A 22648-nucleotide genomic window follows, 5' to 3' on the forward strand; every position below is an offset into this window, starting at 1 on the left:
CCGTGGGCCGATAACTGGCGTCCCTGTGCTCGGTGTAGTGCGGCCCGCGCTTCAGGAACGGGCCGTGCATCGGGGGGACCTGAAGACAACCACCGCCTTCAGGCGACGAGATAGCGCGCCTGCCCGAGGAGTATTCGTTCCATGAGCGAGCACCGTCGCAAACCGCCACAGCCGCAAGGTGGCGGTCGCGCCGCGGCCCGACGTGCCGCACAGCAGTCATCGGGGCGTCGTTCGGCGCCCCGTGATGCTGCTTCCGGCTCCACATCCCACTCTGCCGCGCACGGTCAGGAGCGGCCACCAGGCGGGCGGGCGGAAGCACGTCGTGCGGCTCAGCGCGGCGGTCGCCGGCGCGCGTCCGACGCGGCGGGGGCTGCCGGTGGCGGACGAGGCGGCGGCCGGGGCCGTCGCGGTGGCGGCGCGGACGGCGCGGGCGGTGGGCGCGGCCGCGGCGGAAACGGTCCGGCCAAGAAGCGCTTCATCGACTACCCGCGGGCCGGACGCGTCGGGTGGCGCCGCTTCGTGCCGTCGTGGAAGCAGGTCACGACGTTGTGCGTCGCCTTCCTGGGCGTCATAGTCGGGGTCGCCGGTGTTGCTCTGTGGCTGGTGGAGGTGCCCAAGGAGAGCATCGCGGCCCGGCAGGAGAACAACATCTACTACTGGGCCAACGGCAGCGTCATGGCCCGTGACGGCGAGACCAACCGCCAGATCGTCCAGATCAGCGACATCCCGATGTCGATGCAGAACGCGGCGATCGCGGCGGAGAACGAGAACTTCCGGGACGACTCCGGCGTCGCCCCCGGGGGTATCATCCGCGCCCTGATCAAGATGGCCAAGGGCGAGGAGACCCAGAGCGGTTCGACGATCACTCAGCAGTACGTCAAGAACGCCATGCTGAGCCAGGACCAGACGCTCACCCGTAAGTTCAAAGAGCTGTTCATCTCCATCAAGGTCGGCTGGAAGGTGGGGAAGGACCAGATCCTCCAGGGCTACTTCAACACCAGCTACTTCGGGCGCGGCTCCTACGGCATCCAGGCGGCGGCCCAGGCGTACTACGGCAAGGACGCCCGCGATCTGAAGCCGGACGAGGCGGCCCTCCTGGTGGCGGTGCTCAAGGGCCCCGAGCTCTACGACCCCGCGGGCGGCTCGGTGCCGCACGCCAGCCCCCAGGAGAACGCGAAGCGGGCGAAGAGCCGCTGGTCGTGGGTGCTCGACCGTGAGGTCCATGTGGGCCTGATGTCGAAGAGCGAGCGGGCCAAGTACACGAAGTTCCCCACGCCGAAGCAGCCGAAGTCGTCGGCCAGCCAGAACGGCCAGATCGGCTATCTGATGGACACGGCCAAGAAGTACGTCCTCAAGAACACCCACCTCAGTCAGGCGGCGTTCGACAAGGGCGGCTACCAGATCTACACGACCTTCGACAAGAAGAAGGTCACCGCGCTGGCCAACTCGGTCAAGAAGGTCGACAAGCACTACATCGACCCGGAGAAGCGGGAGAAGGACAAGTACGTCCAGTTCGGTGGTGCCTCGGTGGAGCCCGGAACCGGCAAGATCGTCGCGCTCTACGGCGGTGAGGGCTACGACAAGGGCCACTTCAGCAACAACGCCGACACCTTCGGTGTGCCGGTCGGCTCGACCTGGAAGCCGTTCGTCCTCGCGGCGGCGATGAAGTACGGGACGCAGCACAGCAACGGCCAGCCGCTGTCACCGGAGAGCCGCTACAACGGTGACGACCACCTCAAGGTGAAGAACGCCGACGGCACCGACTACCTGTCAAAGGACAACTCGCCCTTCTACCAGAAGAACGAGAGCAATCACGCCTGGGGCTACATCACCCTGAACAAGGCGATGGAGCAGTCGATCAACACCCCGTTCGTGCAGCTCGGCATGGATGTCGGGATGAGCAAGGTGCGGGACATGGCGCGGGCCGCAGGCATCTCGGACACGAGCTTCGACAAGTACCTCAACCCCTCGTTCGCCCTCGGCACCTCGACGCCCAGCGCGATCCGCATGGCCAACGCCTACGCGACGTTCGCGAAGTCGGGCACCAAGGTGGAGCCGTACTCGGTCACGGAGGTGAAGCACCACGGCGAGGCGGTGGACGGTATCGAGGCGCCCACGACGGAACCGGCGATCGACCCGGACATCGCCAACAACGTCACCAAGGTGCTGGAGAACGTCATCACGAACGGTACGGCCAAGGAGGAAGCGCAGAAGCTGGGCCGTCCCGCGGCGGGCAAGACCGGTACCACCGACGAGAACAAGTCGGCGTGGTTCGTGGGGTACACCCCGCAGCTGTCGACCGCGATCTCGATGTTCCGTGAGGACCCGAAGAACCCCCGACAGCTCTCCATGAACGGCGTCGGCGGCTTCGACTCGATCCACGGTGGTGCGCTGCCCACCCAGGTCTGGACGCAGTACATGATCCAGGCGCTGCAGGGGACGCCGGTTCAGGACTTCCCGGCTGCCACGCCCCTCGGCCAGCGCATCGACGAGCCGGGCATGCCCTCCCCGACGCCGACCCAGAAGCCCTCGGAGACGCCGTCCCAGAAGCCCTCGGAGACGCCCTCGCACTCCGAGACGCCGACCCACTCGCCGACGCCCACGGCCACGGAGACGTGTGCCGACTGGGACATCGGCTGCCAGAACAACGGCGGTACGACCGGCGGCCCCGGCGGCGGCCCAGGCGGCGGGCCCGGCGGCGGGCCCGGCGGCGACACCGGTGGGGACACCCAGTCGCCGGATCCGACGGGCGGACCCGGCACCGGCGGCGGCTGGTTCGGTGGCCCCAGCGGGGAAAGTCCCTGACCCCCTCCGTTTCACGTGAAACGGTCCGCCGCCACGGCAGCCGAACGCACGGCTGTTTCACGTGAAACAGCGCACCACGAAGCCCCCGACCCGGCTCGACCGGGCGGGGGCTTCGCCGCGTTCCACACAGGGGCGTGCGGCAGGATGGGGCCATGACGAGCGTGCGCGGGGACGAGTCCGTACGGCCCACACAGCGGGACGAGGTCGCGGCAGCCGGCAGCGAGATGCTCGGGGGCCCGCTCGGTCGTCGGGCGCTGCCCGGCACGGGCCGCCTGACCCCGGTCAGGGTGATCGTGCTCGTGGCCCTCGGGATGTTCGCCCTCGGGATGGTGCAGAAGCTCCCCTGCTACAACGGCGGCTGGTTCTTCGGCGCCACCTCTCAGTACGTCCACGCCTGCTACTCCGACATCCCCCACCTCTTCGCGGGACGCGGCTTCGCCGACGGGCTCATCCCCTACTTCGACCGGCTGCCCGGCGACATGGAGTACCTGGAGTACCCCGTCCTGACCGGGCTGTTCATGGAGGTCGCCTCCTGGCTGACCCCGAACGGCGGCGAGATCGTCCAGCGCGAGCAGATCTACTGGCTGGTCAACGCCGGGATGCTGATGGTCTGCGCCGCCGTCCTCGTCGTCTGCGTGGCCCGTACGCACCGGAACCGTCCCTGGGACGGGCTGCTCGTCGCGCTGGCCCCCGCGCTGGCGCTGACCGCCACGATCAACTGGGACCTGCTCGCCGTCGCGCTCACCGCAGCGGGCATGCTCCTGTGGTCCCGGAGCCGCCCGCTCCGCGCCGGAGTGCTCATCGGGCTGGCGACCGCCGCCAAGCTCTACCCCGTACTGCTCCTGGGCCCCCTGTTGGTGCTCTGCTGGCGGGCCGGTGCCTGGCGCGCCTACGGGCGGTGCCTGACCGGCGCCGTGGCCTCCTGGCTCGTGGTGAACCTCCCGGTGATGCTCACCCACGATGCGAGCGGCTTCCACCTCCGTGAGGGGTGGGCGAAGTTCTACACCTTCAGCCAGGAACGGCCGATCGACTTCGGTTCCGTATGGCTGCTGCTCTCCCAACGCACCGGGAACCCGCTGGAGAACGCCAACCTCTACGCCACGCTGCTGATGCTCCTCGGCTGCGGTGGTCTGGCCCTGCTCACCCTCTACGCGCCGCGCCGCCCGCGCTTCGCACAGCTCGCCTTCCTCGTCGTCGCGCTCTTCATCCTGACGAACAAGGTGTACTCCCCGCAGTACGTGCTGTGGCTGATCCCGCTGGCGGCGCTGGCCCGGCCACGGTGGCGGGACTTCCTGGTCTGGCAGGGCTGCGAGGTCCTGTACTACCTGGGGATCTGGACGTACCTCGCCTACACGGGCAGCGGCGACAAGCATCAGGGGCTGCCGCCGGAGGGCTACCAGCTGGCGATCCTGGTGCATCTGCTGGGCACGCTCTACCTGTGCGCCGTCGTGATCCGTGATGTGCTGCTGCCGGAGCGTGACGTGGTCCGCCGGGACGGCGAGGACGACCCGTCCGGCGGCGTCCTCGACCGGGCACCCGACGTCTTCGTCCTGGGCCGGGCCCCGCTCCCCCGCCCCGCCGTGCACTTCGAGGGCGCCCCGCGGGTGCGCTGGGGCGCCGTACGGGAGTGAGCCGGAGCCGGAACGGGCGAAGGCCCGGCCCCGCGGGAGTGCCGCGGCGCCGGGCCTTCGCCGTACGGGCCGTGGCCCGGGCGGGTCAGCGGTCGACGATCCGGTCGAACTGCGTCGTGGTGTGCCGCAGATGCGCCACCAGCTCCTCGCCGACCTGCGGCGCGGGCGCGTCGCTCGGGACGAAGAGGATCGACACCTGCATGTGCGGCGGCTCCGCGAACCAGCGCTGCTTGCCGGACCAGACGTACGGGGCGAGATTGCGGTTGACCGTCGCCAGGCCCGCGCGCGCCACGCCCTTGGCCCGCGGCATCACGCCGTGCAGCGCCTTGGGCGACTCCAGGCCGACGCCGTGCGAGGTGCCACCGGCCACCACGACCAGATAGCCGTCGGACGCGGCCTTCTGCTGGCGGTAGCCGAAGCGCTCGCCCTTGGCGACCCGGGTGACGTCGAGGACCGAACCGCGGTACTCGGTGGCCTCGTGGTCGCCGAGCCAGAGCCGGGTGCCGATCCGCGCGCGGAAGCGGGTCTGCGGGAACTGCTGCTGGAGGCGGGCCAGCTCCTCGGCCTTGAGATGGCTGACGAACATGGTGTGCAGCGGGAGGCGGGCGGCCCGCAGCCGGTCCATCCAGCCGATGACCTCCTCGACGGCGTCGGAGCCGTCGGTGCGGTCCAGCGGCAGGTGGATGGCGAAGCCCTCCAGCCGGACGTCCTCGATGGCGGTGGCCAGCTTGGGCAGGTCCTCCGGCGTGACACCGTGCCGCTTCATGCTGCTCATGACCTCGATGACGACGCGGGCGCCCACCAGGCCGCCCACCCCCTCGACCGAGGAGACCGAACGGATCGCGCGGTCGGGCAGCGGCACCGGCTCCTCGCCGTGGCGGAACGGCGTCAGGACGAGGAGGTCACCGCTGAAGAAGTCCTTGATCCGGGCCGCCTCGTAGGTCGTCCCGACGGCGAGGATGTCGGACCCGAGGCGGGCGGCCTCATCGGCGAGGCGTTCGTGGCCGAAGCCGTAGCCGTTGCCCTTGCAGACCGGGACCAGCCCGGGGAACTGCTGGAGAACGCTCTGGTGATGCGCCCGCCAGCGCGCGGTGTCGACGTAGAGGGTGAGCGCCATGGCCGGGCCCGGAACCTTTCTCGTGGCTGGGTGTGACGGAGGGACGTACGGAGGAGCGGTCAGCGGCGCGACATATAGATGTCGAGCGCCTTGTGCAGCAGCTTGTTGAGCGGGAAGTCCCACTCGCCGAGGTACTCCGCCGCCTGGCCGCCCGTACCGACCTTGAACTGGATCAGGCCGAAGAGGTGGTCGGTCTCGTCCAGCGAGTCGCTGATGCCGCGCAGGTCGTAGACGGTCGCGCCGAGCGCGTAGGCGTCCCGCAGCATTCGCCACTGCATGGCGTTGGACGGGCGCACCTCGCGGCCGATGTTGTCGGAGGCGCCGTACGAGTACCAGACGTGCCCGCCGACGACCAGCATCGTCGCGGCCGAGAGGTTCACGCCGTTGTGGCGGGCGAAGTAGAGCCGCATGCGGTTGGGGTCCTCGGAGTTGAGGGCCGTCCACATGCGCTGGAAGTAGCCGAGCGGGCGCGGCCGGAACTTGTCGCGCTCCGCGGTGATCTCGTAGAGCCGCTGCCACTCGGCCAAGTCCTCGTAACCGCCCTGGACGACCTCGACACCGGCCTTCTCGGCCTTCTTGATGTTGCGGCGCCAGAGCTGGTTGAAGCCCTTGTGGACCTCCTCCAGCGCACGGTTGGCGAGCGGCACCTGGTAGACGTACCGGGGCTGGACGTCACCGAATCCGGCGCCGCCGTCCTCGCCCTGCTGCCAGCCCATCTTGCGCAGCCGGTCGGCGACCTCGAAGGCGCGCGGCTCGATGTGGGTCGCCTCGACGTCCCGCAGCCGCTTGACGTCCGGGTTCTGGATACCGGCCTTGATCGCGGGGGCGTCCCAGCGGCGGATGATCACCGGCGGGCCCATCTTCACGGTGAACGCGCCGTGCTGCTTGAGGTGCGCCAGCATGGGCTGGAGCCAGTCCTCCAGATTCGGCGCGTACCAGTTGATGACCGGGCCCTCGGGCAGGTAGGCGAGGTACCGCTTGATCTTCGGGAGCTGGCGGTAGAGGACCAGGCCCGCGCCGACCAGCTCGCCGGCGGCGTCGAACCAGCCGAGGTTCTCCGAGCGCCACTCGGACTTGACGTCTGCCCAGGCCGGGACCTGCATGTGGCTCGCCGCGGGCAGACTCTGGATGTATGCCAGATGCTGCTCTCGGCTGATGGTCCTCAGGGTCAGGCTCATGCGGGGCGCTCCTCGGCAGGTGTGTCCCCAGGGTCGGGGCTCCGGCTCTCGCGCCGAAGCCTACTGGGGAGCGTCCCGTTCAGGCGTACGGGAGCCGGGTGCGCGCCCGCCTCACCGGGCGGCGAGGGGGCCGCGGTCCACGGCGGAGGCGGCGCCTGCTGTGGGCGTCGCCTCCGGTGCGGAACGGTCCGGCCCGGTCAGAAGAGGCCGCCGAAGGGGCCGCCGTGCGCGATGCCGATGTAGAGGCCGACGGCCGAGGCACCGAGGCCGATGATCGCCATGAAGCGTTCGCCTGTCGTGGACGAGATGAACTGTGCCCAGAGCCCTGTGGCGATGCCGACGATGCCGACCCAGGAGCTGACCAGGTGCAGGCCGGGCGCGAGGGTGGTGAAGACGGCGATGGCGCCGAGCACCAGGGTCACGGCAGCCAGTGTGTTTTCCACTGGATGTGCCCTGCCGTCGCTGTTGAGGAACGAGAGCAGGTTGCGCTGGGTCTTTACTGCCTGTGCCATGCGGCACCTCCCAAGAGAGGCGGCGCGGTGTGGCGCCGCTCACGCCCGATGTGTTCCAGATTGCGGGGTTCCGTGGCCGGATTTCAACCGGAAGCGTGGCAGCGGGTACGCTGGACGGTCTGCGCCCATCTCTGTCCGGATACTCCGGGCAGGGCCGGTGCGGAACGCATCACGACCCTCCTGCCACGGAACGACCGTGGCCGCTGAGTCCAAAGGAGGTGGGTTCCACATGCGTCACTACGAGGTGATGGTCATCCTCGACCCCGATCTGGAGGAGCGCGCTGTCTCTCCCCTGATCGAGAACTTCCTTTCCGTCGTCCGTGAGGGCAACGGCAAGGTCGAGAAGGTCGACACCTGGGGCCGTCGTCGTCTCTCGTACGAGATCAACAAGAAGCCCGAGGGCATCTACTCGGTCATCGACCTGCAGGCCGAGCCTGCGGTCGTCAAGGAGCTCGACCGTCAGATGAACCTGAACGAGTCGGTCCTCCGGACCAAGGTCCTCCGTCCCGAGACCCACTGAACGCTTCGGCGTCAGCGGTAACCGGGTCCGAGTAGCAGCAACACCAGCAGCCAGCAGCACACCCGCCGAGAGGTTCCCCTAATGGCAGGCGAGACCGTCATCACGGTCGTCGGCAATCTTGTCGACGACCCCGAGCTGCGCTTCACCCCGTCCGGTGCGGCGGTCGCGAAGTTCCGCGTCGCGTCCACTCCCCGCACCTTCGACCGTCAGACCAATGAGTGGAAGGACGGCGAGAGCCTGTTCCTGACCTGCTCGGTGTGGCGTCAGGCGGCGGAGAACGTCGCCGAGTCCCTCACGCGGGGCACCCGCGTGATCGTGCAGGGCCGCCTCAAGCAGCGGTCGTACGAGGACCGCGAGGGCGTGAAGCGCACGGTCTACGAGCTCGACGTCGACGAGGTCGGCGTGAGCCTGCGCAACGCCACGGCCAAGGTCACCAAGACCAGCGGTCGCGGTGGCCAGGGCGGCGGCTTCGGCGGCGGCCAGCAGGGCGGTGGCCAGGGTGGCGGCGGCTGGGGCGGCGGCCCCGGCGGCGGCCAGCCGCAGGGCGGCGGCGGTGCTCCCGCCGACGACCCGTGGGCGACCGGCGGCCCCTCCGGCGGCGGCCAGCAGGGTGGCGGCCAGCAGGGTGGCGGCGGCGGTGGCTGGGGCGGTGGCTCCGGCGGCGGCTACTCGGACGAGCCGCCCTTCTAGGTCCGCGCGGCCGTCCGCGACGTTTCACGTGAAACGTCGCGGGATCCCGGCCCGCGGCCCAGGGCGTCAGTACAAAACTTCTTGAACTCACTGGAGAGAGACAATGGCGAAGCCGCCTCCTCGCAAGCCTAAGAAGAAGGTTTGCGTGTTCTGCAAGGAGAAGATCTCCTACGTCGACTACAAGGACACGAACCTGCTGCGGAAGTTCATTTCCGACCGCGGCAAGATCCGTGCCCGCCGAGTCACCGGCAACTGCACCCAGCACCAGCGTGACGTCGCCACGGCTGTGAAGAACAGCCGTGAGATGGCGCTGCTGCCCTACACGTCCACCGCGCGATAAGGGAAGGGTGACCGAAACATGAAGATCATCCTCACCCACGAGGTCTCCGGCCTCGGCACCGCCGGCGACGTCGTTGACGTCAAGGACGGGTACGCCCGCAACTACCTGGTCCCGCGCGGTTTCGCGATCCGCTGGACCAAGGGCGGCGAGAAGGACGTCGAGCAGATCCGCCGCGGTCGCAAGATCCGCGAGATCGCCACGATCGAGCAGGCCAACGAGGTCAAGGGCCAGCTCGAGGGCGTCAAGGTGAAGCTCGCGGTCCGTGCCGGCGAGGCCGGCCGTCTGTTCGGCTCTGTCACCCCGGCCGACATCGCTTCGGCGGTCAAGGCTGCCGGTGGTCCGGACATCGACAAGCGCCGCGTCGAGATCGGTTCGCCGATCAAGACTCTGGGCGCGCACCAGGTCTCCGTGCGTCTGCACGCCGAGGTCACCGCGAAGGTCGGCGTCGAGGTCGTCGCCGCCTGAGCCAGGCAGTAAACGCCGAAGGGCCGCATCCCGGGAACGGGGTGCGGCCCTTCGCCGTCTCCAGGGAGGCTCAGTCGCCGTCCTGGGCACGCCGGTAGAGGGCGGCGATGTCGTCGTCGAAGTACGCGGCGTACGAGACATCGTCCTCGTCCCCGCCGCCGAGGTGGCCGCCGAGGACGCCGATGACCGTGCCGGTCTGGCTCTTGGGGTCGTAGTCGGCGAGCCAGGGGCTGCCGCTGGTGCCGCCCGCGAAATCGTCGCACTGGATCCGCATCTGGGTGCTGCTGTACTTCGTGGTGCGGTTCTGGCAGGAGATCGGGGTGTTCCGGCTGGTGGGGTAGCCGGTGACCTTGACCTCGTTGTCGAAGCCGCGGTCTATGCCGAGGGTGTTGCCGCCGAGGACGTCCTGGATCTGCTTGCCGCCATTGGAGTCCAGGGTGAGGAAGGCGACGTCGAGGTCCTCGTCGTCGGAGGCGGCCCAGCGGGGGTCGACGAAGACCTTCCGGACCTTCCACAGGCCGGTGGGTTCCGTGCCGTCGCGGTAGTCCGGGGCGAAGACGAGGTCGTCGACGGTCTTTCCGGTGTTCGGGTCGAAGGCGCAGTGGGCGGCGGTGACCAGCATGTTCCGCCTGGGGCTCTGCACCACGCTGGCGGTGCAGAAGTGGTTGCCGGTGTCGTCCTTCTCGAAGACCGCGCCGATCCGGGCGTTCTCCTTCGTACGGCGCGGGGTGTAGGCGCTGCCGTCCGATGCGGGAGCGGTCGCGGCGGGGTCCTGGTCCTGGGGTGGTTCGTCCCCGATGCCGGACTTCCCGAAGCCGTCCCGGGCGGCGAGGGGCGGCGGGGCCTCCTCGGTGGCGTACCCCGTGAGGACGCCTGCCCCCATGACCACCAGCGTCAGGGGGAGGAGCGTTTTCCAGGCAAGCGGGCGCACTCCGTCATTATCGGCAACGCTTCGAAGATCGGTAGAGGTTCAGCGGAAGGCGCCGGTCACAATCCACCGGCCGGAGCGTGCGCGGAGCCACAGCGTGAGCATGCGGACGGTCATCATCAGGGCCATCGCCCACCACAGCGCCGTGAGCCCGCCGCCGAGCGCCGGGACGGCCAGCGCGGCGGGGACGAACAGCGCGAGCGTCACCAGCATCGCCCAGGCCAGATACGGCCCGTCCCCGGCGCCCATCAGGACGCCGTCGAGGATGAAGACGATGCCGGAAACGGGCTGGGTGAGGGCGACGACCAGAAGAGTGGTGAGCAGCGGTCCGCGCACCGCGGGGTCGCTGGTGAACAGGGGGATGAACAGGGGCCGGGCGGCCACGACGAGGATGCCGAGGGCGACACCGGAGGCGATGCCCCACTGCACCATGCGGCGGCAGGCGGCCCTGGCGCCGTCCCGGTCGCCCGCCCCGAGGTAGCGGCCGATGATGGCCTGACCGGCGATGGCGATGGCGTCCAGGGCGAAGGCCAGCAGCGACCAGAGGGTGAGGACGATCTGGTGGGCGGCGATCTCGGCGTCGCCGAGCCGGGCGGCGACCGCGGTGGCGATCATGAGGACGGTGCGGAGCGACAGGGTGCGGACGAGGAGCGGCACGCCCGCCTGGGCGCCGGCCCGTATCCCGGCGGCGTCGGGGCGCAGCGAGGCGCCGTGCCGACGGGCACCGCGGACCACCACGACGAGGTAGACGGCGGCCATGGCGCACTGGGCGATGACCGTGCCCCAGGCGGAACCGGCGATGCCGAGTCCGGCGCCGTAGACCAGGCCGATGTTGAGGGCGGCGTTGGCCGTGAAACCGCCGATGGCGACGTAGAGCGGGGTGCGGGTGTCCTGGAGCCCGCGGAGGACGCCGGTGGCGGCCAGCACGACGAGCATCGCGGGGATGCCGAGGGCGCTGATCCGCAGGTAGGTGGTGGCGTACGGCGCGGCGGTGCCGGAGGCGCCGAACAGCTCGACGAGCGCGGGGGCGGTCGGCAGGACGGCGGCGATGACGGCGGCGCCGAGGAGGAGGGCCAGCCAGATGCCGTCCATGCCCTGCCGGATCGCGGCGGGCAGATCACCGGCGCCGACCCGGCGGGCGACCGCGGCGGTGGTGGCGTAGGCGAGGAAGACGAAGACGGAGACGGCGGTGGTCAGCAGTGCGGCGGCGACGCCGAGACCGGCGAGTTGTGGCGTGCCGAGGTGGCCGATGACGGCGCTGTCGACCATCACGAACAGGGGTTCCGCGACGAGGGAGCCGAAGGCAGGCAGGGCGAGGGTGATGATCTCGCGGTCGTGGCGGCGGGCGGAGCGCCGCGGCGTCGCGGGAGCCTGTGTCATGCACTCAATCTAATCTTCCACAGGTAATGGATGCAAGGCGATTGTGATCCTTACTTTTCGCCGGACGGGGTGAGGGGGCACACGTCTGCGGCGTCGATCATGAACAGGTTGTCGAAGTTTTTCTCCCCCACAGCCTCTGGATGGCAAACCTGCAGGTCACGGCGGTGCGGCTGGGGTGATTGTGTGCTTGTACACAGTGGTTTCCCCCAGGCCGTGCACAGGAACGGGGGAGTTCTCCACAGCTGAGGGCCGGTCATCCACACCACCTGTGGATAACCAGATTGGCGGACGGTGCCCGCGGGCCTACCGTTGACCGGCGCCCGCCACCTGTTTTCGGCCCGAGGACCTTGCGAACTCGACGCGTCATAACCGGAGTCGGGCGTCTCAATTGTCGGAGCCGTGCCGTAAGAAGGAAGAGGCACGGCGAGGTCCGCGTCGCGGACGGGAGGAGGTGCCGGGGTGAGCGTGGCAGAGCCCATGGACGACCCCTGGGCGGACTCCGGTCCGGGGGACCGGCTGCCGGCCGGCCGCTTCCGACGGGGCGAGGGCAAGGGCCGCGGCCGCGGCGACCGCCCCGAGCGCGACGAGGAGGGAGGTTCCTGGGCCGGCGGCTTCGAGCGCGTCCCGCCCCAGGACCTGGACGCCGAGCAGTCCGTCCTCGGCGGCATGCTGCTCTCCAAGGACGCCATCGCGGACGTCGTCGAGGTCCTCAAGGGCGAGGACTTCTACCGCCCCGCCCATGAGCTGGTCTTCCAGGCGATCCTCGACCTCTACGCCAAGGGCGAACCGGCCGACCCGATCACCATCGCGGCGGAGCTGACCAAGCGCGGCGAGATCGCCCGGGTCGGCGGCGCCTCGTATCTGCACACCCTGGTGCAGTCCGTGCCGACCGCCGCCAACGCGGAGTACTACGCGGAGATCGTCCACGAGCGGGCGGTGCTGCGCCGCCTCGTCGAGGCCGGTACCCGCATCACGCAGATGGGATACGCGGCGGACGGCGACGTCGACGAGATCGTCAACAGCGCCCAGGCGGAGATCTACGCCGTCACCGAGCAGCGCACCAGTGAGGACTACCTCCCGCTCGGCGACATCATGGAGGGCGCGCTCGACGAGATCGAGGCGATCGGCTCCCGCCAGGGCCAGATGACGGGCGTCCCCACCGGCTTCACCGACCTCGACGCGCTGACGAACGGCCTGCACCCGGGCCAGATGATCGTCATTGCGGCCCGTCCCGCGATGGGTAAGTCGACCCTCGCGCTGGACTTCGCCCGCGCCTGCTCGATCAAGAGCAATCTGCCGAGCGTGATCTTCTCCCTGGAAATGGGGCGCAACGAGATCGCGATGCGTCTGCTCTCCGCCGAGGCGCGGGTGGCGCTGCACCACATGCGGTCCGGGTCCATGACCGACGAGGACTGGACGCGGCTGGCCCGCCGGATGCCGGACGTGTCCGCCGCGCCGCTCTACATCGACGACTCGCCGAACCTCTCCATGATGGAGATCCGCGCGAAGTGCCGCCGCCTCAAGCAGCGCAACGAACTGAAGCTGGTGGTCATCGACTACCTCCAGCTGATGCAGTCGGGTGGTTCCAAGCGGGCCGAGAGCCGTCAGCAGGAGGTCTCGGACATGTCCCGGAACCTGAAGCTGCTCGCCAAGGAGCTGGAGCTCCCGGTCATCGCCCTCTCCCAGCTGAACCGTGGCCCCGAGCAGCGCACGGACAAGAAGCCGATGGTCTCCGACCTGCGTGAATCCGGCTCCATCGAGCAGGACGCGGACATGGTCATCCTGCTGCACCGCGAGGACGCGTACGAGAAGGAGTCCCCCCGTGCCGGTGAGGCGGACCTGATCGTCGCCAAGCACCGTAACGGCCCGACGGCCACGATCACGGTGGCGTTCCAGGGCCACTACTCGCGGTTCGTGGACATGGCGCAGACGTAAGGGGCCGCTGGTCGGGTAGGTGCGGCGCATTACTGCGCCGCACCCGACCAGCTGTGCCCGGGCACCGGCGGACGCCGGGTGCGCGGGATGGGGTCTCCCGGGGCGGGCCCGGTGGGGGAGAGTGGGCGCGGCGGCGGGCGGGATCGCGGCCGCCGGTCGGACGTTGTCGAGGAGGAGCATGTCCGCCGTGCCGTCCGAGGGCTCGGGTCCCGAGTCCGTCCGCGCGCCGGGTGCCGAGGCAGCGTCGGCCCGTCCTGGGGATGAGGCGTTCGCCGGGCTGTTGCCGGAGACCCGGCGGGAGTTGGCGTACCGGCTCGCGGCCGGGCAGCGCGAGGGGCGGGCGCCGTCCGTGGTCGGAGCGGTCGTGCGGGGCGGCCGCATGGCGTGGAGCGGGGTCCGGGCGGCGGATCCGCCCGCGGCGTACGGCACCGTGCAGTACCGCATCGGCTCGTTGACGAAGACCTTCGTCGCGGTGCTGGTGCTGCGGCTGCGCGACGAGGGCGCGTTGCGGCTGGACGATCCGCTGGGGCGACATCTCGACGGGACCGAGGCGCCCGACGCGACGGTCGGCCAGCTGCTGTCGCACCGTTCCGGGCTCGCCGCCGAGCCGCGCGGCCCCTGGTGGGAGCGGACCGCGGGCACGCTGCGCCCGGAGCTCGCGGACCTCTTCGGCAAGCGCCCGCAGCGCCTCCCGGCCGGTGACCGCCACCACTACTCCAACCTCGGCTACGCCCTGCTGGGCGCGCTCGTCGAACGGCTCCGGGCCGGCCGCCCCTGGGACGAGGTGCTGCGCGCCGAGGTGCTGGAGCCGCTGGGCATGACGGAGACGACGACGCGGCCCCGGGAACCGTACGCGCGGGGCTGGGCCGTGCACCCGTGGGCCGACGCGCTGCTGCCGGAACCGGCGCACGACACGGGGCTGATGGGACCGGCGGGCCAGCTGTGGTCCACGGTGGAGGATCTGTGCCGGTGGGCGGCGTTCCTGCTGCGCGGTGACGAGCGGGTGCTGTCCACGGCGAGCGTCGCGGAGATGCGGGTGCCCGCGGTGCCGCCGGAGGGCGACGGCTGGGACGCGGGGTACGGCCTGGGGCTCCAACTGGCACGGACGAGCCCCCGTACGGCACCGGGCGGGCGGCTGCTGGCCGGGCACAGCGGGTCGATGCCCGGCTTCCTCGCCTCGCTGTGGTGCGACCCGGAGGAGGACCTCGCCGCCGTCGCGCTGGCCAACTGCACGCACGGGCCGTCCGTCGCCGGGATCGCCACCGGCCTGCTGGAGGCCGTGGCCGACCGTGAACCACGCATCCCGGAGCTGTGGCGGCCGCTGACCGGACCGCTGGACGAGGAGCTGCTGGCGCTCACCGGCCCCTGGTACTGGGGCGCGAACCCGTTCGCGCTGCGGCTGCGCGAGGCGAGGTGGCTGGAGCTGGCGCCGCTGTCCGGCACCGGCCGCGCGTCGCGGTTTCACGTGGAACCGGACGGTACCTGGACCGGCCTCGACGGCTACTGCGCGGGCGAGACGCTGCGCGTGGTGCGCGGTGCCGACGGCTCCGTCAGCCATCTCGACCTGGGGACGTTCGTCCTCACCCGGGGCCCGTACGCACCGCAGGCGCCGGTGCCGGGCGGGGTGGATCCGGAGGGCTGGCGGATCTGATACCGGTCGCGGACGGGGCGTGGCCGGGGCCCGTACGGGCTGGCGGCCGGGCCTCCGGTCGGCGCCCCGGGCCCGTACGGCGGGGGCGGCGGGCCCGGACGTACAGTCGAGCGAGATGTCAGGAGCCGTGCCACCGTGCGGCTCGCTACCGCTGGAAGGCCACTGTGACTGCCGTGACTGCCGTGACTGCGAATGCCGAAGCCCCGGTTCTGCTGGATCTGCCGCCGCTCGACGCGGCCCGTTTCGCGCGGATCGAGGACAAGGTCGCCGCGCTGATGCGGACCCGCTGCGATGTCGTGGCGACGCAGGGGGAGGCGCTGCTGCCGCTGGAGGCGTGCATCCGCTCGGCCGTACGGCCCGGCAGCACGGCCCTCAACATCATCACCGGGCCGTACGGCGAGACCTTCGGCGGCTGGCTGCGGTCCTGCGGCGCCGAGGTGGTGACGGTGACGGCACCGTTCACGGGAGCGGTCACCCCGGAGCAGGTCGCGGCGGCGCTGCGGGAGCACCCGGAGATCGACTTCGTCAGCCTGGTGCACGCCGAGGCGGCGACCGGCAACACCAACCCGGTGGCGGAGATCGGCGCGGTGGTGCGGGAGCACGGCGCGCTGCTGATGCTGGACGCGGTGGCGTCGGTGGGCGCCGAGCCGCTGCTCACCGACGAGTGGGGCGTGGACCTCTGCGTGATCGGCGGGCAGAAGGCGCTGGCGGGCCCGGCGGGCGTCTCCGTGGTGTCGGTCAGCGCCCGCGCCTGGGAGCGGATCGAGGCCAACCCGCAGGCGCCCCGGCGCTCGTACCTCTCGCTGCTGGACTGGAAGCACCGCTGGATCGACGGGGGCCGCACCGCGCTGCCGCACGCCCCGGCGCAGCTGGAGATGCTCGCCCTGGAGCAGGCCATCGACCGCGTCGACGCCGCGGCGCTGGACGCGGTCATCGTCCGGCACCGCGCGGCGTCCGCCGCCACCCGGGCGGGCGTCCGGGCGCTGGGCGGGCTCACCCCGTACGTGACGCGGGACGAGGACGCGGCCCCGGCGGCGACCACGCTGCGGGCGCCGGACGGGCTGGACGCCGGTGAGCTGGTGGCAGCCGCGCTGGCCGCCGATGGCACGGTCCCGGTGCAGGCCGCGGCGGGGGCGCTCGCCACGGAGATGATCCGGGTGAACCACTACGGCCGGGCCGCGGACCTTTCCGTGGTGCGGTCCTCGCTGGCGGCGCTGGCCGCGGGGCTGGAGGCCCGGGGTGTGACGGCCGACGACGCTGCCGCGGTCGAGGCCGCCGAGGCCGCGTGGCACGGGGTGCTCGGCGGCTGACGCGGAGCGGCGGCGGGCTCGCGCGAGGCGCCGGTCGACGGTGAACCCGAGGGGTGGGGCCGTGTTTCACGTGAAACACGGCCCCACCCCTTTGTGCGGTAAGGGGAGTTGGCAGATTTATGCGGCAACTTCCCTGTGAAGTAGGCGAGTTGTGGGTGGATGGGCGAGGGGTGGAGAGGGGGCGTGAGTCTTCTCGGGGTGGCCGCCGCGGGTAGCTCGGTGGCAGGGGCGGATGGGGATGTGGGGCGTGCTGGGACATTCGGGGGCGCGTTGTTGAGGCGGGCCTGAGCGTGCGCCCGGTACGCGGGCCTTGCCTGTACGTGGGCCTTGTACGTGCTGCCGGGGCGCGCCTTGGGGCTCTCTGTGCGGAATTCCTCGCCTCGTCTCTCCTCTCCAGCCTTCTTCTCTCCGGGTTCTCCTCCTCGCGTTTCTCCGTTCTCCGTTCCCTCGGATTCCTCCGCGTCCGCGCGGTCGTCTCGTCCTGCCCTGTTTTCTCGCCGCTCGCTCTTCCTCTTTTGCTTCCTCACGCTCGTCCGTAGCTCCGTCACAGCCCGGTTTTGAGGCCAGAGATAAAACGGGTGCCTCGACCCGTTTAATATGGCGGCTGAATCCGAGGTACGTGGGTGCTGCTCGCTGGAGGGATGCGGATGTCTGGCGGGGGTTCGGGGGCTGCGCGGTCGGATGCCCGGCGTAACCGTGCGCTGGTGCTTCAGGCGGCCCGATCAGCCTTTGCCAAAGGTGGGTTGGCGGTCACGCTCGACGAGATCGCGCGGCGCGCGGGAGTGGGTGCGGGCACCGTTCACCGCCATTTCCCGTCGAAGGGGAAGCTGTTCGCGGCGGCGGTGACGGACCGCGTCCGGCTCTTCGCCGACACCGCGCGGGACCTGGTGGATGTCACGGAACCCGGTGAAGTGTTCTTCCGTTTCCTCGCCTCCGTGGTCCGGCTGGCCACGGAGAACCGGGCGCTGGGCGAGGCGCTGGAGGCGGCGGACACGGCCGGGCCCGGCGGAGCGGCGGAGGCCGGGCGGGAGTTCGTCGCGGGGCTCGACGTCCTGCTGCGGCGGGCTCAGGAGGCCGGTGCTGTACGGGCGGACGTCGTGATCGGCGACGTGCGGACGCTGCTGGTGGGCTGCCTGGCGATGGAGCGGCGGCGGGCGGCGGAGGGCGATACGGCCGGTGTTCCGGGGCGGATGACGGAACTGGCGTGCGACGCGCTCAGGGCGAGCCGCACCGTAACGAAACTCCCGTCCGGCCCCCGGAGGCGTAACGCAACGGAGTGTGGCACCTGTGGTGCCCCGGTGCCGGTGGCACGAACGGGACGACCGGCGCGGTACTGCGGCGGGGCGTGCCGGCAGAAGGCACACCGCGCACGGCGGGCACGGGCGCGGACCGGCGACGGGGCGTCGGTCGAGCCACGGCGCCCGTAGGAGAGCGTGACGTGCGGACCTCGGAGGTGGGCGCGGGCCAGGATCAGGGGCGGCCCGCGCCGTCAGAGCTGACGCTTGAAGCCCAGGTGGGAGGCTTCGAAGCCGAGCCGTTCGTAGAAGCGGTGGGCGTCGATGCGGGTCGCGTCCGAGGTGAGCTGGACGAGGTGGCAGGCGAGGTCGCGGGAGCGGTCGACGGCCCACTCGATGAGCTGGGTGCCCAGGCCGCTCCCCCGCTCGTCGGCGTGGACGCGGACGCCCTCGATGATCGAACGGGTGGCCCCGCGCCGGGAGAGCCCCGGGATGACGGTGAGCTGCAGGGTGCCGATGGTGCGGCCGTCGCGGACCGCGACGATCAGGTGCTGGTGCGGATCCGAGGCGAGGACCTCGTACGCGGCGCGGTACGGGGTCAGGTCGTCCGGGGACTCGCGGGTGGCGCCCAGCGGGTCGTCGGCGAGCATCGCGACGATGTCCGGGAGGTCGGCTTCGGCCGCGCGGCGGATCTCGATATCGCTCATGCGCGCGACCCTATGCGGTACCCGGTAGGGCCGGTACGGCCCGGGGAGAGGCGGCCGAGGGGCGTGGGCACGCCCGGGGCGTGGGCCGTTCCGGGAGGAGTGGCGGGCCGACCGCCCGTTCGCGTCGGCCACCGGCTCATACCGGCGTGCCGTCAGACCGTCGGGGCGAGCGTTTCGACGGCTCGCACCAGGGGGGCCAGCTCCGGGCGGCGCGCGGCTTCGGTGAGGGCCTCGCTCAGGGCGGTGTCGTGGGTGGGGCGGGCCTCCGCGAGGAGGGCGAGGCCGTCGGCGGTGACGTCGGTGTAGATGCCCCGGCGGTCGTCGGCGCACAGATACCGGGACAGCAGGCTGCGCTCCTCAAGGCGGGTGACCAGCCGGGTCGTCGCGCTCTGGCTGAGCACCACCGCGTCCGCGACCTGGTGCATCCGCAGGTGGCCGCCCGGTCCGTCGTGTTGTTCGCTCAGGACGTTGAGCACCGAGAACTCCCGGACGCTCAGCTGGTGGCCGCTCTGCAGTGCGCGCTCGATGTGCGATTCGATGCGGCCGTGCAGCGCGGAGAGCGCGCACCAGCCCTGGGCGAGCCCCCGGGCGGTGGGGGTCGGGCAGCCGGACGCGTCGCCGGAGACCGGGGCGGTGGCCGGTTCCGCCTGCGCCACGGGGGTGGCCTGCGGCGTGCGGGGCGTCGGCTGCGTCATCGAAGACCTCCTCGGGGCGTACGAACCAGCGTAGGTCACGAGCGAAATGGAGGGCGTGTGCAAGGAGGGGAGGGGAGCGGTTGCCGGCTTGGTGAGGAGCGCCCGGCCGGCCGCCGGAGGCCGACACGGCGGCCTGAGACCGGCCCGTCCTCCGGCCCGGTCTCAGGGCCCCTCCCCGACCGATCCCTGATACGGCCCCCGACCCCGCCTCAGTGCCCGTCCCGCCATCGTCCCGGAACTCTCCCGGAGATCTCCGCCCCGAGACGGCCCACCCCTATGAGAGCCGTTTGCCTGAGCCGGGGGGTAGGGGTCGAAATGGGTGAGAAGTAGGGGTACGGGGGGCGTGGCGGGGCGACGTGGAGCGCCTAGGCTCCGCGGCATGGGGAAGCTGCATCTGTTCGACATGGACGGGACGTTGCTCCACGGTTCGGCCGCCGCCGTGGAGATCTCCCGGCTGCTCGGGCTCGACCGGGAGATCGCCGAGCTGGAGCGTGGGTTCGCGGCCGGGGAGCTGGCGCCGCCGGAGTTCGCACAGCGGGCGTGCGATCTGTGGGCGGAGGGGCTGACGGAGCCCCTGGTGGCCGCGGCGTTCGAGGGGGCGCCCTGGCTGGCCGGTATCCGGGAGGTCTGGGCGGACATCCGGGCGCGCGGCGAGCGGTGTGCCGTGATCTCGCTCTCGCCCGGCTTCTTCGTGGAGCGGCTGCTGGGCTGGGGTGTCGACGTCGCGCGTGGCTCCCGCTGGCCCGCGGTGCCGATCCGGGAGCGGGTGGATCCGGCGGGCATCCTCTCCGCGGCCGCGAAGGTCGAGATAGCCGACGAGCTGTGCGCGCGGTACGAGCTGACCCGCACGGACTGCGTGGCGTACGGCGATTCGATGTCGGACAGTGCGCTGTTCGCCGCGGTGCCGACGTCGGTCGCGGTCAATGCCGATCACCACGTCAGTGGGCTGGCGACATGCGCGTACACCGGGCGTGATCTCAGGGAGGCATATGAACTCGCCGCCACCCCTTGGTAATTCGGGATTTCGTGGCGGATTCGTCCGTTGCGCGGGATGGATTTTTCCCTCCGGAGGGAACCGCGGATATCGGATGCCGCGTGTGGAGGGTGCGCGGGTGTGGTGCAGAAGTCTGGTGCGGAAGGGACTTGTGGTTTCAACTACTGCCGGTATGGTCAGGGCGGTTCGGCGGCGGGGCGACGGGGCGGCGTGAGCCCCCGCGCGACGGGCGTGGAAGCGACGCGGTCCGGCGGTGAGACCAGCCACGGTATCCGGACTTCTGTGCATCTGTCCGTTCTGACGGGTCGAGAGGTCGAGGCGCATGGAGGGCGCCTACCGGCGCTATGGCGGAAATGTGAGTTTTGTCCGCCTTGGCGGGTATTGCCGGAATGGCGTGTGGTGTTGAAGAATTCCGGGGCAGGCTGGGGGAATTCAGGCACGTTCCGGCCGACGGAAAGTGCGACGACAACCAAAAGACGTTCGAGGCGAGGCAAACCATGGACGCTCCGACCACCGCGACGGCCGATAACGGCTCCTCCGGAGGCAGCAGTGGCGATTGGGGTTGGTTCACTCCGGCGAAACCGTCGAAGGAGTCCCCCGACGAACAGCAGGAGCGACCGGACGGCGCACACGGCGGGCCCGACGCCCAGGTGGACGGCGGTATCCCCGACGGTGGCGCCCATGGCTACGACCTCGGACCGGAGCCGGATCACGGCGGCCACGGACCCGCCGACGGGCACGGCCACGCCCCCGACCTCGACTGGTTCGCCGAGCGCCACGACACCGCGTTCGACGGGCCTGGGCCGCGCGTGCCCGAGCAGACTCCGGCGACCCACCAGGAGCGCATACCCGAGCGTCGGCCGACCCCGGTACGCCCGGTCGGCACCGCCGCCGCCCGCGGCGTAGCGCCCGGGCCCGACGAGGCCGCCGCGCCGCCCGGGCCCGCACCGTTCTCCGCCTTCGGGAACCGCCCCTTCCAGGCCGCGTCGGCCCCGGACACCGCCCCGGCCCCGACGGCTCCGGCGAGCCCCACCCCGGCCGCCCCCCCGCCCGCCGCAACGAGACCGGCCCCGACGGGACCCCTGGCCCCGGCCGACGCCGCACCGGTCCCGACGGGATTCCCGCCGCCAGCCGGGGCCGCTCCAGCTCCCGCCGCACCGGCTCCGGCAGCCACCGCACCGGCCCCGGCCACACCGGCTCCCGCCGCACCAGCGGGGGCCACCGCACCGGCCCCGGCTGCCCCGACGGCCGCTGCCCCCACCGACCAGTCCCCCGCAGCCCCCCAGGAATCCGCCGCCGCGCCCACCCCGGAAGCCACCACCCCGGCCACCGCAGCCCCCCAGGGTTCCCCGGCCGCGCTGGAATCCCTCGTCTCGGCCGTCTCCCCCGACGCCCCGGAGTCCGCCGACGCGGCGCTCATCCGGCGCACGCTGGCCGAGATTGAGCCGGTCTCCGACAAGGTGACGTCGTACTTCTACGCGATGCTCTTCGTCCAGCACCCCGATCTGCGGGCGCTGTTCCCCGCCGCGATGGACACTCAGCGCGACCGGCTCTTCAAGGCGCTGCTCACCGCCGCCCGGCACATCGACGACAGCGACCGGCTCACCGCGTACCTCTCGCACCTCGGCCGCGGTCACCGCAAGTACGGCACGCTGCCTGACCACTACCCGGCCGTCGGCGAGAGCCTGCTGGGCGCGCTGGCCCGGTACGCGACGCTGAGCTGGGGCCCGGAGACCGAGGCCGCGTGGGTGCGCGCGTACACCGCGATCTCCCAGATCATGATCGACGCGGCGGCGGAGAACGAAGCGGTCGCGCCCGCCTGGTGGCAGGCCGAGGTCGTCTCCCACGAACTGCGCACCCCCGACATCGCCGTGGTCACCGTCCGCCCCGACCAGCCCTACCCGTTCCGCGCCGGGCAGTACACCAGCCTGGAAACGCCCTGGTGGCCGCGGGTGTGGCGGCACTACTCCTTCGCGTCGGCGCCCCGTTCGGACGGCTTGCTGTCCTTCCACATCAAGGCGGTCCCGGCCGGTTGGGTCTCCAACGTGCTGGTGCACCGCGCCCGTCCCGGCGACGTCCTGCGCCTCGGCGGACCCGTGGGTTCCATGACCGTCGACCACACCACCCGTGACGGCCTGCTGTGCGTGGGCGGCGGCACCGGCATCGCGCCCATCAAGGCGCTCATCGAGGACGTCGCCACCCACGGTGTCCGGCGCCGCGTCGAGGTCTTCTACGGAGCCCGCAGCGACCACGACCTCTACGACATGGACACCATGCTGCGGCTGGAGTCCTCCTACCCGTGGCTCCAGGTGCGCCCGGTCGTCTCCACCGGCCCGGCGGCCGGCCGCGCGAACGGCGTCACCGGTGAACTGCCCGACGCGGTACGGCAGTACGGCCCGTGGCAGGAGTTCGACGCGTACCTGTCCGGGCCGCCCGGACTCATCCGCAGCGGAGTGGTGGCACTGGTGGGGGCCGGGGTCCCGACCGGCCGCATCCGGCACGACTCCGTCGACGAGCTGGTCCCGGTGGGGGAGTGAGGTCTTGCCAGTACAGGG

At 71.3% G+C, this 22648-nt stretch carries 19 protein-coding genes; 12 read left to right on the forward strand and 7 right to left on the reverse strand.

The features are described 5' to 3' along the window. Positions 1-141 precede the first annotated feature (141 nt). The gene (locus tag OG422_RS15485; protein WP_143939988.1) at positions 142-2805 is read left to right on the forward strand and encodes a transglycosylase domain-containing protein; all 2664 of its coding nucleotides are present in this window, start codon (positions 142-144) and stop codon (positions 2803-2805) included. Between the two features lie 152 nt (positions 2806-2957). Beyond that, positions 2958-4436 (forward strand): glycosyltransferase family 87 protein, encoded by a 1479-nt coding sequence (locus OG422_RS15490; protein ID WP_405743379.1) that lies wholly within the window; start codon positions 2958-2960, stop codon positions 4434-4436. A gap of 85 nt (positions 4437-4521) precedes the next feature. On the opposite strand, the gene OG422_RS15495 is transcribed toward OG422_RS15490, so the two are convergent. The 3 genes from OG422_RS15495 to OG422_RS15505 form a co-directional block, all read right to left on the reverse strand. Continuing rightward, on the reverse strand, positions 4522-5553 hold the full coding sequence (locus OG422_RS15495) for an alanine racemase (RefSeq protein WP_143939986.1): 1032 nt from the start codon (positions 5551-5553) through the stop codon (positions 4522-4524). 59 nt (positions 5554-5612) lie between these two features. Further along, positions 5613-6731: a peptidoglycan bridge formation glycyltransferase FemA/FemB family protein gene (locus OG422_RS15500; protein WP_143939985.1), complete on the reverse strand. Its 1119-nt coding sequence runs from the start codon at positions 6729-6731 to the stop codon at positions 5613-5615. 197 nt (positions 6732-6928) lie between these two features. Further along, a complete protein-coding gene (locus OG422_RS15505; protein WP_143939984.1) occupies positions 6929-7243 on the reverse strand; it encodes a hypothetical protein in 315 nt (104 codons plus the stop codon). Positions 7244-7472: 229 nt separating this feature from the next. On the opposite strand from OG422_RS15505, the gene rpsF reads away from it, so the two are divergent. From rpsF to rplI, 4 genes are all read left to right on the forward strand, one after another. Then, the gene (gene rpsF / locus OG422_RS15510; RefSeq protein WP_003978891.1) at positions 7473-7763 is read left to right on the forward strand and encodes a 30S ribosomal protein S6; all 291 of its coding nucleotides are present in this window, start codon (positions 7473-7475) and stop codon (positions 7761-7763) included. Positions 7764-7844: 81 nt separating this feature from the next. After that, entirely contained in the window at positions 7845-8453 is a 609-nt protein-coding gene (locus tag OG422_RS15515) for a single-stranded DNA-binding protein (RefSeq protein WP_405743380.1), read from the forward strand. Positions 8454-8556: 103 nt separating this feature from the next. Continuing rightward, positions 8557-8793 (forward strand): 30S ribosomal protein S18, encoded by a 237-nt coding sequence (gene rpsR, locus OG422_RS15520; protein WP_018838794.1) that lies wholly within the window; start codon positions 8557-8559, stop codon positions 8791-8793. An 18-nt stretch (positions 8794-8811) separates the two neighbouring features. Next, on the forward strand, positions 8812-9258 hold the full coding sequence (rplI, locus tag OG422_RS15525) for a 50S ribosomal protein L9 (protein ID WP_143939982.1): 447 nt from the start codon (positions 8812-8814) through the stop codon (positions 9256-9258). 70 nt (positions 9259-9328) lie between these two features. Here the strand turns inward: rplI and OG422_RS15530 are convergent, their stop codons facing one another. Both OG422_RS15530 and OG422_RS15535 read right to left on the reverse strand, forming a co-directional pair. Then, positions 9329-10189, reverse strand: coding sequence for a trypsin-like serine peptidase (locus OG422_RS15530; protein WP_405743381.1), 861 nt, complete (start codon positions 10187-10189; stop codon positions 9329-9331). 39 nt (positions 10190-10228) lie between these two features. Beyond that, a complete protein-coding gene (locus tag OG422_RS15535) occupies positions 10229-11566 on the reverse strand; it encodes an MATE family efflux transporter (protein WP_405743382.1) in 1338 nt (445 codons plus the stop codon). A gap of 477 nt (positions 11567-12043) precedes the next feature. Here OG422_RS15535 and dnaB point away from each other — a divergent pair, with 477 nt between their 5' ends. The 4 genes from dnaB to OG422_RS15555 all read left to right on the forward strand — a co-directional run bounded on the left by dnaB (position 12044) and on the right by OG422_RS15555 (position 17889). Continuing rightward, positions 12044-13501 (forward strand): replicative DNA helicase, encoded by a 1458-nt coding sequence (gene dnaB / locus OG422_RS15540; RefSeq protein WP_185993797.1) that lies wholly within the window; start codon positions 12044-12046, stop codon positions 13499-13501. 178 nt (positions 13502-13679) lie between these two features. Next, the gene (locus OG422_RS15545) at positions 13680-15152 is read left to right on the forward strand and encodes a serine hydrolase domain-containing protein (RefSeq protein ID WP_405743383.1); all 1473 of its coding nucleotides are present in this window, start codon (positions 13680-13682) and stop codon (positions 15150-15152) included. Positions 15153-15334: 182 nt separating this feature from the next. Continuing rightward, positions 15335-16462, forward strand: a complete 1128-nt coding sequence (locus tag OG422_RS15550) for an alanine--glyoxylate aminotransferase family protein (protein WP_143943718.1) — start codon at positions 15335-15337, stop codon at positions 16460-16462. A 743-nt stretch (positions 16463-17205) separates the two neighbouring features. After that, positions 17206-17889, forward strand: coding sequence for a TetR/AcrR family transcriptional regulator (locus OG422_RS15555; RefSeq protein WP_405743384.1), 684 nt, complete (start codon positions 17206-17208; stop codon positions 17887-17889). A gap of 62 nt (positions 17890-17951) precedes the next feature. On the opposite strand, the gene OG422_RS15560 is transcribed toward OG422_RS15555, so the two are convergent. Both OG422_RS15560 and OG422_RS15565 read right to left on the reverse strand, forming a co-directional pair. Then, complete coding sequence (locus OG422_RS15560) at positions 17952-18404, reverse strand: GNAT family N-acetyltransferase (protein ID WP_405743385.1); 453 nt, start codon at positions 18402-18404, stop codon at positions 17952-17954. A gap of 152 nt (positions 18405-18556) precedes the next feature. Then, positions 18557-19099 (reverse strand): MarR family winged helix-turn-helix transcriptional regulator, encoded by a 543-nt coding sequence (locus OG422_RS15565; protein WP_143943716.1) that lies wholly within the window; start codon positions 19097-19099, stop codon positions 18557-18559. Between the two features lie 379 nt (positions 19100-19478). Here OG422_RS15565 and OG422_RS15570 point away from each other — a divergent pair, with 379 nt between their 5' ends. Together OG422_RS15570 and OG422_RS15575 are read left to right on the forward strand one after the other, a co-directional pair. Beyond that, on the forward strand, positions 19479-20114 hold the full coding sequence (locus OG422_RS15570; RefSeq protein ID WP_405743386.1) for an HAD family hydrolase: 636 nt from the start codon (positions 19479-19481) through the stop codon (positions 20112-20114). A gap of 476 nt (positions 20115-20590) precedes the next feature. Continuing rightward, on the forward strand, positions 20591-22630 hold the full coding sequence (locus tag OG422_RS15575) for a globin domain-containing protein (protein WP_405743387.1): 2040 nt from the start codon (positions 20591-20593) through the stop codon (positions 22628-22630). Positions 22631-22648 lie beyond the last annotated feature (18 nt).

The sequence above is a fragment of the Streptomyces sp. NBC_01525 genome, from assembly GCF_045040405.1.
Taxonomy (GTDB): domain Bacteria; phylum Actinomycetota; class Actinomycetes; order Streptomycetales; family Streptomycetaceae; genus Streptomyces; species Streptomyces benahoarensis.

Bases quoted from the DNA above. Each gene is read 5' to 3' on its own strand.
- OG422_RS15515 (WP_405743380.1), top strand. From the start codon at position 7,845: ATGGCAGGCGAGACCGTCATCACGGTCGTCGGCAATCTTGTCGACGAC.
- OG422_RS15575 (WP_405743387.1), top strand. From the start codon at position 20,591: ATGGACGCTCCGACCACCGCGACGGCCGATAACGGCTCCTCCGGAGGC.
- OG422_RS15570 (WP_405743386.1), top strand. From the start codon at position 19,479: ATGGGGAAGCTGCATCTGTTCGACATGGACGGGACGTTGCTCCACGGT.
- OG422_RS15505 (WP_143939984.1), bottom strand. From the start codon at position 7,243: ATGGCACAGGCAGTAAAGACCCAGCGCAACCTGCTCTCGTTCCTCAAC.
- OG422_RS15560 (WP_405743385.1), bottom strand. From the start codon at position 18,404: ATGAGCGATATCGAGATCCGCCGCGCGGCCGAAGCCGACCTCCCGGAC.
- OG422_RS15495 (WP_143939986.1), bottom strand. From the start codon at position 5,553: ATGGCGCTCACCCTCTACGTCGACACCGCGCGCTGGCGGGCGCATCAC.
- rpsF (WP_003978891.1), top strand. From the start codon at position 7,473: ATGCGTCACTACGAGGTGATGGTCATCCTCGACCCCGATCTGGAGGAG.
- OG422_RS15545 (WP_405743383.1), top strand. From the start codon at position 13,680: ATGTCCGCCGTGCCGTCCGAGGGCTCGGGTCCCGAGTCCGTCCGCGCG.
- OG422_RS15490 (WP_405743379.1), top strand. From the start codon at position 2,958: ATGACGAGCGTGCGCGGGGACGAGTCCGTACGGCCCACACAGCGGGAC.
- OG422_RS15565 (WP_143943716.1), bottom strand. From the start codon at position 19,099: ATGACGCAGCCGACGCCCCGCACGCCGCAGGCCACCCCCGTGGCGCAG.
- OG422_RS15485 (WP_143939988.1), top strand. From the start codon at position 142: ATGAGCGAGCACCGTCGCAAACCGCCACAGCCGCAAGGTGGCGGTCGC.
- rpsR (WP_018838794.1), top strand. From the start codon at position 8,557: ATGGCGAAGCCGCCTCCTCGCAAGCCTAAGAAGAAGGTTTGCGTGTTC.
- OG422_RS15535 (WP_405743382.1), bottom strand. From the start codon at position 11,566: ATGACACAGGCTCCCGCGACGCCGCGGCGCTCCGCCCGCCGCCACGAC.
- OG422_RS15500 (WP_143939985.1), bottom strand. From the start codon at position 6,731: ATGAGCCTGACCCTGAGGACCATCAGCCGAGAGCAGCATCTGGCATAC.
- dnaB (WP_185993797.1), top strand. From the start codon at position 12,044: ATGGACGACCCCTGGGCGGACTCCGGTCCGGGGGACCGGCTGCCGGCC.
- rplI (WP_143939982.1), top strand. From the start codon at position 8,812: ATGAAGATCATCCTCACCCACGAGGTCTCCGGCCTCGGCACCGCCGGC.